Origin of the sequence: Planktothrix rubescens CCAP 1459/22 (assembly GCA_904830895.1) — a bacterium.
In the GTDB taxonomy this organism is placed as follows: domain Bacteria; phylum Cyanobacteriota; class Cyanobacteriia; order Cyanobacteriales; family Microcoleaceae; genus Planktothrix; species Planktothrix agardhii.
On record LR882958.1, the window covers coordinates 280,299 to 293,630 of the forward strand.

Below are 13,332 nucleotides of genomic sequence, written 5' to 3' on the forward strand. Positions count from 1 at the left end.
GGGTAATACTTCTAGCTGTTTCATGTCAGTATTAAAATGTTACAACCTATTTAGGATTGCTATATGAGTAATCATGTTCTTGTCATTGAAGATTTAAAATTTGACTCCGAAGTTCTGAAAGCAGAACTTCCAGTTTTAGTATATTTTTGGGCGGATTGGTGTGGCCCTTGTCGGCTTATGTCTCCTTTTATGGAAGCGATCGCCACAACCTATAGCGATCGCTTAAAAGTAGTAAAAATGGCGATAGATCCCAATCCTATCACTGTTAAATCCTATAAAGTGGAAGGGGTTCCCGCCTTGAGGTTATTTAAAGATGGGAATCTTGTCAAGTCCCATGAAGGGGCTATCCCTAAACCTAAAATAATCGAGTGGCTAGAAGCAAGTTTATCCGCTTGATATCCGCCCCGCCCGTTCAGGGCGGGGATTCCATCTATTGACACTCCCTGTGCCTGAAGGCGTGGGGATTCTTGGTTCAGCGAAACCACTTAATCAAATTACCTTGCAGTGCTTTAACCAGAGGTGGGATTATCCCCAAGCTAAAGAGCGGGTATGCCCCACTCTATTCGTATGAATGCGAGTTATTTTTTAAGAATCTTTTACCCACTACTGGGGAGAGGCTAAAACTGTGCAGTAGAACCCTATAGATTCACTTGATAATCAATCCGAATCTATCCGGCGATAGTGACCCAAAATAAAATCTTCCGATAGCATCATTGTATAATGGGCCAAGGGTAGTTTTTTACAAAGCCAGGGTGGGATCGTGAAAGCCCACTGGCTTCAGCCGTGGGATGAAAAGCGACGCAGGCACTTTTAAGTGCCGTCATCTACCAATTAATTTGTACCCAGTTATTAGATATTTATGTTATCATATTTTCCATGATCAAAGTAACTCGGACGATTAAATTAAAATTCGCAAAACTCAACCGTTGTCAAGCTCAAATGTTTGAGCAAATGACGAAAGAAAATACGCGAATTGCTAATAAGCTGTTGTCATTGCCAATCAAAGAACGGCGAAAAATGACAACAGCTAAAATCATGTCCGAGTTAAAATCTGCTCTGGTCAATCAAGTTATTCGACATACCACATCCCCAACGGGTCGTAAAACCAAGCAATATAAAGTTCTTCCTGTAGAAGTTAACAATCAAAATTGGAAGTTAACTCAGAAAGGAAATACTTATTCAATTAGCTTCCCGACCCTCAAAGGTGAAAAAAGAATCCCCATTGAAGTAGCATCTCCTCATTGGCAACCCGTTTTAGATGGATTGTTAGAGGAAACAATTCAAGGGGGTTCTTTTAAATTGATTAAACACAGAAATAAGTGGTATGCCTATCTGTCGATAACAGAGGATGTTCCAGAAGTTGAGACAGAGAAAACATTAGGATGTGACCGAGGGCAGAATAATTTAGCGGTAGTTGCACCAAAAGAAGGTTTCGGCAAGTTCTTTAATGGTCAAAGTGTTAAGCATCGAAGACGTTATTTTCAACAACGTAGAAAACAACTTCAAGAAGCTAAAAAGTTTCGAGCTTTAAAGAAATGGAACAAAAAAGAGCAACGATGGATGGAAGCTATTAACCATACAGTCAGTCGCCGAATTGTTCGTTTTGCCCAATACCATAACGCCGATATTGTTATAGAGGATTTGGAAGGATGTCGTAAAACCATGAAACAGAGCCAGAAATCTCGTTCTGATTCCGGTGAATCTCGACACACTTGGTCTTATTATTCTTTGGAGCAAAAACTTAATTATAAGTTGGCTCTTAAAGGATTGAAATTAATTAAAAGACCTGCGCCCTATACTTCTAAATCTTGTTCAACTTGCGGTGTTATTGGCAAAAGAAATCGGCATGATTTTAATTGCCCTAATGGTCACTACCACAATTCTGATTTTAATGCTGCACGAAATCTGTCTCAATGGGATGGTTTCGCTTGTGATTTAAACCTAAAGAGAGATGCTTCTGTAATGGATTCATCCGGTTTAAATTATGGGGTGTTTGGCGCACCCCCGAACTCGGTGAAAAACAATCAAAAAGAGTATATTCAACTGTCTTTATTTGATTGGGCTAGATACGAGAATCCCACCCCTTTAGCGTAGCGTAGGGGTGGGAGTGTCAACTACAATAGAGGAAACCCGAAAAACTAATGGCAAGGATACGCATTCACGCCATTAGAACTTGTAGAGTAATCTGTATATTTAACAGTTAAAACTGAAATTCACTATTAGCATGACATCTGAACATATCCGCCAACGCTCCGAAATTCTCGGCACTCAAGTTATCACCCGTGACAGAGGTAGACGACTTGGAATCGTCAGCCAATTATGGGTAGACATAGATCAGCGTGAAATTGTAGCGATCGGAATCCGTAATAATATTCTAGCGATCGCTGGAATGCCAAAATTTATGTACCTGAGTAGTGTCCGCGAAATCGGGGACGTAATTTTGGTGGATGATGATACCGTCCTTGAAGAAGATGTGGATGTAGAAAACTACAGTACCCTGATCAACAGTGAGGTCATTACCGAAACCGGGGAACCCCTGGGACGGGTGCGCGGCTTCAAATTCGATACCCGGGATGGCAAACTAGAATCTTTGATTATTGCCTCCATCGGTCTACCTCAAATACCTGAACAGGTGATCAGCACCTATGAATTATCCATTGAGGAAATTGTTAGTAGTGGCCCGAATCGCTTAATTGTCTTTGAAGGTTCAGAAGATCGACTGCAACAGTTATCCGTCGGTCTGTTAGAACGTTTAGGTTTAGGAGAAGCACCTTGGGAAAAAGAAGATGAGGGAATGTATTATCCCCCAACGGTAAAACCTGCTAACCAGTTAGGCACCGGACTACCCCAAACGGCTCCACAACGAGCGAATCGCGCCCCGGCGGTGGCTCAGGAAGAAGCCTGGGATGAAAATGATGCCTGGGAAGAACATCCCGCCCCAGTTCAGCCTTTACGCCAACCCCAACCGATTTACAATGACTATGAAGAAGAAGATAATTGGGGCGATGTGGAACGGGATGAGGATGATCGTTATCGAGAACGGGAATTAGTTCCGATTGACCCGACCCCCCGTAAAGAACAAAAGCTCTATGCCAGAGAGTTAGACTATGAATATGAAGATGAGGTAGATTCGGACGCTTGGGATGAGGGCGAAAATCCCAAACCCTATCAACCTCCTCGAATTAATATTCCAGAGAAGACAAAAATGCCCGAATACGAGGAGTGACATACTCTCACGCTAACCTAGCGGTATAGCGTGAGCTTCTTTTCTTCACAGATAAAGATTCCTGCTTCACAAGCTGAGTAACCTCGCTTGCTTCCACAGGCTGACACCGTAAGTCCGACGGCGTTAAGAGCTAAATTTTTGATATTAATTGCCGCATTGTGATCACGGTCTAAGACGGTGCCACAGTGCGGACATTCATGGGTGCGAACTGACAGAGCTTTAGGAACATTTTTGCCACAGCCAGAACATCTTTGAGAAGTACCATAGGGATTTACTTTCACAATCCAGTTGCCGCGTTTTACCGCCACTGCTTCTAGGATTTGCGAAAACTGTCCCCATGCTGCATCAAGGATTGACTTAGCTAAACGAGTCTTAGCCAAGCCTTTGATATTGATATCTTCCAAGCCAATCAGATCATATTTCTCGCATAACTTATGAGCAACTTGATAGTGAAATTCCTTCCTAACTCTTGCTACAAACTGATGTAGACAAGCAATCTTGTGAGCTAACTTTTGATAATTAGCGGAGCCTTTGACCTTACGAGATAACTCTCTTTGCGCTCTAGCAAGCTTGGATTGAGCTTTGCGGTAATATTGCTGAATTGGCACAGCATCACCTTCAGAGTCAACTAAGAACTCTTTCAACCCAACATCAATACCTACTGCTGACTTAACCGTATCAAGAGATAATGGCGATGGTACACTTGCATCTTCAATTACGATTGAGGCATACCAGCCATCTTCTTTTGAGTTATAAGACCCATCAGTTGATGTTTTAATATCGTGGCAATGGCGATGTAATAATTGCAGGTTTTTATATTCATCTTTTCCGCCTAATGACGTTGGGATGATATGGTCGATTTCTGCAATATCTTCTGGGGTGAAATATTGACCACAGAAGGTACACTTGCCTTTCTGTTTTTTAAGCAGAAATGCTACTTTGTTGGGTACATCGAAAGATGTACCTTTTCTTGTACTCCAATTGGAAACGACTTTGGAATGGTAATTACACCATCCTCTAATTACAGGATTTAGGCGTTTGATTAATGCGTATTGGGGTGCAGTTTTGTGGGTTTTAATCACTTCTTTCACCTTATCCGCGTGAGCTTTAATAGCCTTCTTACTAGGTTTTATAAAGGTTTTAAATTCTAGTGTTTTAGAACTTTTACCTGCACCTCCACTTTTCCCCGCGTGGTGTTTACCCACGGGATATTGTCGGAAGTTCCAACCTAGAAAGTCGAATCCTGGTGGTATATTTTCGCCGTTTACTTCGATTTCTCTTAGTGTGTGGCATAATCGGGTTTTTGCTGGTTTCAGTTCTAACCCGATAGGTTTTAACCATTCTTCGATGACAATTTGGCACTGTTGTATGATTTCTAATTGTGGACTAATGACCACGAAATCATCGGCATATCTGATGACTTTGGCTTGGACTTTCCCTTTCTTTGGGAAATTTAGGTCAATTAGCCTGATCATTCCATCCAGTGCGATGTTTGCAAGTAGAGGACTGATGACTCCTCCTTGTGGAGTGCCTGCCTCTGTTGCGTTAAATATGCCGTTGTCCATAACTCCAGCTTTTAACCATTGTCTGATTTGGGCTTTCATTGTTGATGGACAATCGATTTTGGACAGTAGGTAATCATGATTAATTTGGTCAAAGCATTTTGAGATGTCAGCATCTAGGATGAAATATTCACTTTTATTGATGCTTTGGAAGATTCTTGACATTGCATCATGGGCAGAGCGTCCGGGTCTGAACCCATAGCTTGTACCCTCGAATCTGGCTTCCCATTGTGGCTCTAACGCAGATTTAACCAAGGCTTGCCTTACTCTGTCGTTTATAGTTGGGATTCCTAGAGGACGTTCTTCTCCGTTGGGTTTGGGTATCCATTTCCTTCGGAGTGGTTTCGCTTTTTGGTATTTACTCAGACTTTCAACAATTTCTAATCGTTGTTTGGGTGTGATGGATTTGACCCCATCTACCCCTGCCGTTTTCTTGCCTTGATTATCTTGAGTGACCCTTCTAACTGCTAAGAGTTTGGCGTAATATGACTTAACTAGAAGTTTTTGGAGCTTCCGGGCTTTCGCATTATTATTGTCAGTATCTTCGCATTAATTTGGTATGTTGTGCAAGACTCTGACGACCCAGAAATCAGAAAAATCAGAGGTATTCCAGAACAAATTGTTTGGAATCTAATCTGGGGTGCTTTTATTAGTATAGGTTATGGGCTACAGCCTTGGCTCTATAGATTTGGTTCCTCTTATACCGTTCTCGTTATTGTAATCATTCCTTTAACCTTGTTTATCTGCTTTTTTAATACCATTCTTGACTATCAAAACCTCGTTTCACTGGTTATTTCTGGAGTGAGCAATACCCCCTACATGGATATATTCACAGATAGAACAGTTAATTATATCAAGAACACAATATATTAGCAGGTATAACTACAGAAAAAATCGAGATTGATGAAGAACTAAAATTAAGAATTAATCATCTAAATCAAAAGATTCATAATGGTAGCATATGGGTTATACTCTTATCTTTAATTTTGTCTTTAATCTTGTTTATTAGCCAACTTGGATGGGTGACAACAGGTTCAAAAGTCAACCTTGCCGTTTTACTTCCGTTTTTAAGCTTTGGAGAAAAGTATTTGATTGTGGATCAAAATAATTCCTATAAACACTCTGGTATACAAGCCTTCGCCAAGGGTGACTTTACAACTGCCAAATTGCAAATGCCTTGGTAAAAAATCCATCAGTCTTGGGTGTAGTTGGTCATTTCAGCAGTGATGTCTCTCTGGAAGCCGGAACGGTATATGAGAAAGGGCAACTAGCAATGATTTCTCCTACTAGCACCTCAGTTAAACTTTCTAGCTTAGGCAATTATATCTTTCGTACAGTACCAAGCGATCAATTAGCTGGTCAAGCTCTTGCTAACTACCTGACTAATAAATCAGGACTACAAAAAACTGCTATTTTCTTTAATTCTTCTAGTAACTATAGCCAATCAATAAAAAATGAGTTTACAAAAAATTTGGCTCAAAATAATGGTGAGGTGGTAGCAGAATTTGACTTGGGTAATACATCTTTTAGCCCTAAAGCTAACGTAGACGTGGCAATTAGTCAGGGAGCAGAAGTCATTACTTTATTACCCAATGAGAAGACACGCAATCAATCTTTACAAGTAGTGCAAGTAAACCAGGGAAGACTACTACTTTTAGATTGATTGCTGCTTTGCAATAAGATCCTACTCGGATCGGTGTGCAAAAAGCACTTTCATCGCCCAACTTTTCTGCTCAAGGCGCTTCTGGAGTCGTGACCTTTTTGCCAACAGGCGATCGTAACGCCCCAATTCAACTTGTGAAAATTATTGGGGACGAAAACTCTCGTTCTGGTACTGGTTATGATTTTGTGCCAGCGCAGTGAAATGCTTTTGATATAGAGTAATCTGTGTATCTGCGATCGCCCTTAACAACTTGCAATTCTCCAAGCATTCTAAAAACTAGAAAGTGCTCCGAAGGTGGACACATTATGGTTGATTTTTGTTTTTCTAAAGTGGGTGATTCTGTTATCCTGATCAAAAAACGACTAGAAACTCACCCACCCTAGACCTATCATTTGTGTTTTTCCAAGTATTTTTGTACTCCTTTCCCCATATCTATTAAATTGGGTTCGAGTTTACTTCCTAAGATTTGTTCAAACAAACTGGCTAATTGAGTTTTGAGAAAATCGGGAACTCCATCTATTTTATTCGGGTCTAATTGAATTTCGCCTCTGGTTTGAATTAGGGTGTGGTTTTTATCCTCTAAAAAGGTGTTTTTCCCTGAACATTGGAATGCTTCTGTAAAGGCTTGGGTTTTAATTTGCCAATCTAAGGTAAAGTCTTGATTATTCCAAGTGTCGTATTCTGTCCAACGGAGTTTATCCTGTTTTAATATATTCTCAATCAGTGCGGGAATATCTTCATCCGATTGCCAATCATAAACAGTATAAACCTTATCGGCTTCTACTCGATGAGAGACTAATTTAACATCATTTTTATTGGGTAATGAGTTGACCACATCCATTAAATTGTCTCTGTAGGTACTAAAAACCAGGGGACGAGGGAAGGGAATTTTGATGTCGGTGACAAGTTTCATAATTAATCAGGTAAAATATTCTAACTTAGTATTATACACGTTAAAAAGATTAGGAATAGAAAGAAGGAAGAATTAAAATATAGTCGGGTTCAGCTTTATGATTTCGGTTCCAAAAACTCATCTAAATTGGCAAAAGTTCCGCCATAGGTAATTGTAGGGGTATCATAGCCCTTAAGATTAACAGTATATTGTTGAAAATTTTGTTCAGGACAAGCCTGGGCTAGATATTTATAGGTAGTTTCTCCTAATGCAATATCCATACCAATTTCTTTAGTCGAAGATTCTAAACGAAATGCTGCATTTACCGTATCTCCCAAGGCTGTATAATCAGCAGTACCACCGCTTCCGGTATTTCCGACCATGGCATATCCGGTATTAATACCAGCACCCACTCGTAACGGGAAAGGCAAGGGATAATTATTACTCAGTTCTAGGGTAATTTTATGTAATTGACTTAATGCTTTAGCAATTTTTAACATTTCTTGGGGAGTGACTCCTTGAGTTCCATGAAACCAAACGGCCATAATCGCATCGCCAATATATTTATCTACCCAACTGCCATTTTCTCGAATAATTTGTCCGGCGTGACGAAACCAAAGACCGATAACTTCTGATAAAATCCGTTCATCTAATTGTCTAGTTAATACGGTAAAATCCCGAATATCCATCACCATGACTGATATCAAACGACGGACAGTTAATGTGGCGGTAAAATCTTCAGATTCGGGTTCGGAAGGGTCAGTTTCTTGAGTGACATCAGGACAATAGAATTCTAATTCCATTTGTCCGAAAACAATATGATCTCCATTATGAAGGGTAACCGGAATTGTTACCCGCCGACCATTGACAAAAGAACCATTTCGACTCCCTAAATCAATTAAAAAAAACTCTCCATTTTCCATGCGTTGTAACATGGCATGGTTACGAGACATCCATCGGTCTTTGACGACAAAAGTATTGTCCTCACTGCGACCGAATGTCCAGTAATTTTTACCCATTAGTGGTAAATAGCGATTACCACCTTCGGTATGTAAGACTAAATGGGGAGTTGGTTCCAAGGTCAAAATCACTGGATAGAGAGCATTGGGGGATTAAAAAGCCACACCGAATATTGCCACAATTTTGAGGGGCTGGGTGCGGAGGCCAAGTCCGCACGTTCAAGGGTCTAGCACTGAGTCACCGAAAGCTCCGATTTAGATAAAATTGCTCCTTGCTGTTGCAGGTAACTGAGTAAATCTAAACTTATATTAATTGCACCCGTCAAATTAGCGTCCTGAACCGTTGAATCCTTGAAATTAGCATCTTTCAAATTAGCTCCTTTGAGGTTCCCATGATTCAAATTCGCTTCCACCAAATCGACTTTTAATAAAGTGGCTCGACTCAGATCAGCATAACTCAAATTTGCCAAGGATAAAGTTGCCCCACTCAAATCCGCCCCACTCAAGTCCGCTCCACTCAGGTCAGCCCCGGTCAAATCCGCTCGGGTCAGGTTAGCCCCACTGAGGTTAGCTCCACTTAAATTAGCACAGTAGAGATTAGCACCAACGAGATCGGCATTGTATAAATTCACCCCAATCAAGTTAGCCCGAAATAGGTTAGCCCGAAACAGGTGACATCGAAATAGACTGGCCCCACTCAAGTCAGCATTATTAAAATCAGCCCGAAATAGGTCTGTATCCCGAAAATCCCGCTTTCCAGAGGCATAAGCCATCAAAAGTTCTTCAGCCGTCATATTTGATCTTTTCAAGTCTAGGGTTTATTCTATTGTCACCCAAAAATAGGCTATCAAGCCCCGTCCTTCTACTTAAGCTTTGAATCTCCCAAATTCTATTCGTAAGAGTGTCAAAACTCCCTCAAATCAATGCTAATCTCTACAAAAGTGGTAAATTGGTGTTTTGTCAGAAGGCATCAGAATTTTAAAGACGGATGGTTCAGCCGTTTCTGCATTTGCAGACTTGCTCACATAATTTATGAGGTTCATATCAGATGAATAAAGAACAACTGGTTCAAGCCACAGCCATTAAAGCTGGTGTTACTAAAAAACAAGCGGATTTGATTGTTTCAGCCATTTGTGAGTCCATCATGGAAGCGGTGGCGGATGGGGAAAAAGTGACTTTGGTGGGTTTTGGGTCATTTGAGGCCAGAGAACGTAAAGCCCGTGAGGGTCGTAACCCCAGTACGGGTGCACCCATGACCATTCCGGCGACCACTGTTCCGGTGTTCTCGGCAGGTAAGGCCTTCAAAGAGTTGGTTTCAGGGGTTTCTGACGAAGTGGCTTAAGCCCTGAGTCGAATTGTCCTTATTTTCATCGAAGAATCTGAGATTATTCCGGTTTTGGTTTAACGTTTTTTTGCTATTGCAATTTTTTATAACTTTTCCCACGCTATACTAATTTTTTTGGCGTGGGATTATTGTTAAAATGGGACTCAAACTTGATCCGGTTATCTTAACACTCGGAGAGTGACAGAAATGGATAGATAGTTTTGGATAGGTTTAACGGAGAGGATAGTAGATTAACGAAAAAAGTACATTTCAAGATACGATAGGATTATGGCTACTATCGATATCCATGGCGTAAAACATAGTTACGAATTGACATCACCAACCTCATCGGGTGATGTACTTGTGTTTATTCATGGGTGGCTACTGAGTCGTCACTATTGGCAACCCGTAATCGACCTGTTAGCCCCCGAATATCAATGTTTATCCTACGATTTACGGGGATTTGGCAATTCTCAATTGTTGGCGGGAAACCCATCACACGCTATTTATACCCCCATTTCCTACGCCGAAGATTTAGGGATTCTATTACAAACCCTGAATATCAAAAATGCCTGGTTAGTGGGTCATTCCCTGGGGGGGACGATTGCGCTTTTAGCAGCAGATAAACTCTCGAAACAGGTGAAAGGCGTTATTTGTATTAATGCTGGGGGAGGAATTTACCTGAAAGAAGAATTTGATAAATTTCGTTCCGTGGGAGAAAAAATTGTTAAATTCCGCCCCCGATGGTTATGTTATTTACCCCTGTTGGATTTAATCTTTACCCGTGCTCAAGTGGCTTGTCCCATCACCCAACGCTGGGGACGCCAAAGGTTAATTGATTTTGTCATCGCCCATCCCGAAGCCGCATTAGGGGCGTTATTAGATTCCACTACTGAAGCGGAAGTTCATCGTTTACCCCAGGTGGTTTCCCAACTTAGCCAACCTGTTTATTTTTTGGCGGGATGCCAAGATTTAATTATGGAGCCTCAATATGTTCGCCATTTAGCCAGTTTTCATTGGCTATTTCGTCAGGGGGATAACAATGTGATTGAAATTGACAATTGTGGGCATTTAGCTATGCTAGAACAGACTAATATTGTTGTTGATCATATCAAAACTATTATGAATCAGTGTTGTATTCGGAAAAAGATTGAAGATGATTTTCTTGACCATTAATTTATCTTTCTTGCAACTGAACACTGCGGTTTAATTGGTTCATTCCTAAAGAAATTAATAAATTAATTGTCAGGTAAGTTCCCATAATAATTAACATGACTTCAATCGCTTTTCCGGTTTGATTAAAAGTAGTTGTGGCAACATTATAGATATCCGCATAAGCAACGGCGATCGCTAAACTGGAGTTTTTTACTAAGTTTAAATATTGACTATTTAAGGGCGGAATAATCACCCGCAGGGCTTGGGGAAATACCACTAACTGCATGACTAAACCGGATTGTAAACCCAAGGAGCGAGCCGCTTCCCATTGACCTTTGGAAACAGATTGAATCCCCGCCCGCACAATTTCAGCAATATAAGCCGCTGTATAAACTACTAAAGCGACTAACAGGGTTGTAAATTCAATCGTAAGCCTTAATCCTCCTTCTATATTATTGGTTGTGGGATTAAATATTGGAGTTTGCCAATTTAATCCGATAGTTAATGTTAATAAAGCAATCAAACCAATTATCCCCAAAGTGATCAATTGAGTTTGTCCAGATTCTCCCCTTTCGATCATGACTTTTAGGCGTTTTTTTGATATAATTAAAGCTGCGATCGCAGAAATCACTAAAACCCCAAATCCAATAATTCCTTGCATTCCCGACGGCCAAGGCATAAAAATTCCTTGCTTAGACAAGAAAACTGCATTAAAAAAACTGAAACTTTCTTTAATCTGAGGAAGCTGCACAAAAACCCCATACCAAAAAACTAACTGTAATAATAGAGGAGTATTTCTAACAATTTCGACATAAATAAACGATAATTTACGCAAAAGCCAATTATCAGAAAAACGGGCAATACCAACAGTAATTCCCAATAAAGTTGTGAGAATAATTCCAAAAAACATTACCCGCAGAGAATTTAATAATCCGGCGAATAAAACCCGAATATAAGGATCTGTCGGAGTATAGGGAATTAAACTATCGAGAATATTAAATCCCGCCGATGTTCCTAAGAAACTAAAGCCAAAACCACTTCCAGTTTGTCTGAGACTGCGATTTAGGTTTCCGCCCAAAAGAGCAAATACACTCACCACAATTACAATCACTAAAACCTGCAAAGCAATTCGCCAAAATCGGTCATCTCGCCAAAGCGGAATTTTTTGCTCTCTATTGCTCATAATATTATTTATTAAGTACCCATATTAACAGTGTAGAGACGTACCATGGTACGTCTCTACATTGCTGACTTTAGCGTAAAGGTGGAGAATACATTAAACCCCCATTTGTCCATAGGGCATTTTGTCCCCGGGGCAGTTTAAATTGTGAACCTTGACCTAAATTGCGTTCGTAAACTTCACCATAATTGCCAACAGCTTTAACCGCATTAGCCGCAAAATCATTACTTAATCCAGCACCTTTACCGAGGTCGCCTTCTGTTCCTAAAAATCTTTTAATATTAGGGTTCTCACTCGTTTTGAGTTGATCCACATTCCCTTGATTAATTCCTAATTCTTCGGCCTCAATTAAAGCATAAGTTGTCCATTTCACCACATCAAACCAAGCGGAATCATTATTCACTGTTACCGGGCCCAGGGGTTCTTTAGACATCGTAACATCCAAAAGAACATGATCGTCGGGATTAGGGAGGGTACTGCGACGGGCAACCAATTGGGACTTATCGGAGGTCATCCCTTGACATCGACCTTCTACATAAGCAGCATAAGCCGGGTCAGATTGCTGGAAGGTAACGGTTTCAGCCTTGATATTTCTTTGACGCAGGGCATCAGTTAGGTTCAGTTCGGTAGTTGTTCCCGCCTCAACACAAATGGCTTTACCTGCTAAATCTTCCAATTTAGTAATCCCACTATCTTTAGCAACCATCATCCCCTGACCGTCGTAGAATGTAGTCGGGGCGAATTCTAAGCCAACGGAGGTATCACGGCTAATTGTCCAGGTGGTATTTCGAGAAAGTATATCGACTTCCCCCGATTTTAAGGCTTCAAATCGTTCTGTAGAATCCAAATTTCGATATTCAACCGCATTCGGATCACCAAAAACGGCGGCGGCCACGGCTTTACAGATATCTACATCCAGACCCGAATATTGGCCACTTTCATTCACAAAGCTGAATCCGGGAATTTTGCCATCAACTCCACAGATGAGTTTTCCCCTTTGCTTGACAATATCAAGACGACTTTGGCCTGTTCCTCCTTTAGCAGCCGTTGAGTCTCCCCCAGAGGAAGTTGTAGCAGTGTTCGTAGGATTCGATGATTCACAGGCTGTTAGGGATGCAACTAACAATAGGGTTGCTACCAGTAAAGAACCAAATTTGTTCATAGTTTTATATTGTGGGTGTATGAGTTAGACAAGTTGACAAACCATAACCGTATTGAGGTGATTCACTCTCAAGGAGCGACCTCAAACGCTTTCATCTTACCAAAGAAATGAGTCTAATCACTTTTAGACAGTGGAGTGTCAACTTAATCTGATAATTTTCCATACAACCCTTTAAGAAAGATGCCCCCATAGTTATACTTTCACAGAAT

Annotated in this window: 12 protein-coding genes and 1 pseudogene; 7 read left to right on the top strand and 6 right to left on the bottom strand. The window is 40.8% G+C overall.

The annotated features are described in order from the left end of the window. The first annotated feature begins 63 nt into the window (after positions 1–63). The 3 genes from NMG86_RS01395 (at position 64) to NMG86_RS01405 (ending at position 3,226) form a co-directional block, all read left to right on the top strand. Complete coding sequence (locus NMG86_RS01395) at positions 64–396, top strand: thioredoxin family protein (protein WP_026796850.1); 333 nt, start codon at positions 64–66, stop codon at positions 394–396. A gap of 480 nt (positions 397–876) precedes the next feature. Beyond that, positions 877–2,094 carry an RNA-guided endonuclease InsQ/TnpB family protein gene (locus NMG86_RS01400; protein WP_087882247.1) on the top strand — a complete coding sequence of 406 codons (1,218 nt, stop codon included), beginning with the start codon at positions 877–879 and terminating at the stop codon, positions 2,092–2,094. Between the two features lie 130 nt (positions 2,095–2,224). Continuing rightward, complete coding sequence (locus tag NMG86_RS01405) at positions 2,225–3,226, top strand: PRC-barrel domain-containing protein (protein WP_026788354.1); 1,002 nt, start codon at positions 2,225–2,227, stop codon at positions 3,224–3,226. Positions 3,227–3,243: 17 nt separating this feature from the next. Here the strand turns inward: NMG86_RS01405 and ltrA are convergent. Next, positions 3,244–5,316 (bottom strand): annotated as a pseudogene (gene ltrA, locus NMG86_RS01410) (group II intron reverse transcriptase/maturase); the annotation flags it as partial. 458 nt (positions 5,317–5,774) lie between these two features. On the opposite strand from ltrA, the gene NMG86_RS01415 reads away from it, so the two are divergent. Next, complete coding sequence (locus NMG86_RS01415) at positions 5,775–5,972, top strand: hypothetical protein (protein ID WP_141295540.1); 198 nt, start codon at positions 5,775–5,777, stop codon at positions 5,970–5,972. Continuing rightward, entirely contained in the window at positions 5,966–6,451 is a 486-nt protein-coding gene (locus tag NMG86_RS01420) for an ABC transporter substrate-binding protein (RefSeq protein WP_026788357.1), read from the top strand. Before NMG86_RS01415 ends, NMG86_RS01420 begins: the two co-directional genes overlap by 7 nt. A gap of 388 nt (positions 6,452–6,839) precedes the next feature. Here NMG86_RS01420 and NMG86_RS01425 read toward each other — a convergent pair whose 3' ends face one another. The 3 genes from NMG86_RS01425 to NMG86_RS01435 all read right to left on the bottom strand — a co-directional run bounded on the left by NMG86_RS01425 (position 6,840) and on the right by NMG86_RS01435 (position 9,096). Next, positions 6,840–7,364, bottom strand: coding sequence for a hypothetical protein (locus tag NMG86_RS01425; protein ID WP_026788358.1), 525 nt, complete (start codon positions 7,362–7,364; stop codon positions 6,840–6,842). Between the two features lie 95 nt (positions 7,365–7,459). After that, positions 7,460–8,431, bottom strand: a complete 972-nt coding sequence (locus NMG86_RS01430) for an adenylate/guanylate cyclase domain-containing protein (RefSeq protein WP_026788359.1) — start codon at positions 8,429–8,431, stop codon at positions 7,460–7,462. A gap of 98 nt (positions 8,432–8,529) precedes the next feature. Continuing rightward, complete coding sequence (locus NMG86_RS01435) at positions 8,530–9,096, bottom strand: pentapeptide repeat-containing protein (protein ID WP_026788360.1); 567 nt, start codon at positions 9,094–9,096, stop codon at positions 8,530–8,532. Positions 9,097–9,350: 254 nt separating this feature from the next. Between NMG86_RS01435 and NMG86_RS01440 the strand changes: the two genes are divergently transcribed. After that, positions 9,351–9,644, top strand: coding sequence for an HU family DNA-binding protein (locus tag NMG86_RS01440; RefSeq protein WP_026788361.1), 294 nt, complete (start codon positions 9,351–9,353; stop codon positions 9,642–9,644). A gap of 270 nt (positions 9,645–9,914) precedes the next feature. Continuing rightward, complete coding sequence (locus NMG86_RS01445) at positions 9,915–10,802, top strand: alpha/beta fold hydrolase (RefSeq protein WP_043937882.1); 888 nt, start codon at positions 9,915–9,917, stop codon at positions 10,800–10,802. Position 10,803: 1 nt separating this feature from the next. On the opposite strand, the gene NMG86_RS01450 is transcribed toward NMG86_RS01445, so the two are convergent. Both NMG86_RS01450 and NMG86_RS01455 read right to left on the bottom strand, forming a co-directional pair. Next, the gene (locus tag NMG86_RS01450; RefSeq protein ID WP_043938913.1) at positions 10,804–11,964 is read right to left on the bottom strand and encodes an amino acid ABC transporter permease; all 1,161 of its coding nucleotides are present in this window, start codon (positions 11,962–11,964) and stop codon (positions 10,804–10,806) included. A gap of 70 nt (positions 11,965–12,034) precedes the next feature. Then, positions 12,035–13,123 carry an amino acid ABC transporter substrate-binding protein gene (locus NMG86_RS01455; protein WP_026796852.1) on the bottom strand — a complete coding sequence of 363 codons (1,089 nt, stop codon included), beginning with the start codon at positions 13,121–13,123 and terminating at the stop codon, positions 12,035–12,037. Between the last annotated feature and the right edge of the window lie 209 nt (positions 13,124–13,332).